Source organism: Microvirga tunisiensis (genome assembly GCF_009296175.1).
Lineage (GTDB): Bacteria > Pseudomonadota > Alphaproteobacteria > Rhizobiales > Beijerinckiaceae > Microvirga > Microvirga tunisiensis.
The window spans coordinates 1-584 of record NZ_VOSK01000982.1 but is presented as its reverse complement, the minus strand read 5'-3'; the positions used below and the strand labels follow the sequence as shown (position 1 = coordinate 584).

The following is a 584-nucleotide window of genomic DNA, read 5'->3' as shown; positions in this document are numbered from 1 at the left end:
CCGGGGCCGACCACCAGGAGGCAAAGCAAATGATCATCCGACCGGCTGATCACCGGACCCATTCTCGTCCGTCAGGTAGGGAAAATTGAAGGCCCATAATTACGGGAGATTCAACGCCCATTGACAGCTTGACGCTCGCCATGCTCAGGCGCGGGAGCCTCTCGTCCAGCGACTCGCTGATCTGCATCGGCAGATCACCATGGCGTCAATCATCCACGGCCTGGGCGGTTCTCGGCACTGAGGTGTCGGGATCAGAGCAGTTCTGAGTGAGGCGAGACCGTCTCGTGGTTAGTGCCTGCGTTGCTCGTCACGTTGGGGAGCATAGCCCCGGTTGGTTCTGCCGTAATCCGGGACATGTGAGCTATGGCGGAAACTGGGTGATGACGGTGTGAGAAGGGCGGCGTATCGAGGCGGGTGTCGAGCCTGCCAGAACCTCTTCGAGAGAGCGATACGCCACGAACGAGACTACCAACATTGTCCGCTTTCGTCAGCCCGACACGATTGACGATCCCCTGACCGATATTCTGCGGACTGGCGCTCGCAAGCTGCTGGCCCAGGCTATTGAGATCGAGGCTGAGGCCTTT

The 584-nt window shown here is 59.6% G+C and carries 1 protein-coding gene; it reads right to left on the bottom strand.

Translation table 11 applies throughout. The features are described 5' to 3' along the window. Positions 1–251: 251 nt before the first annotated feature. Positions 252–584: hypothetical protein (locus tag FS320_RS47480; RefSeq protein WP_210252278.1), on the bottom strand; the 333-nt coding region annotated here is incomplete at its 5' end.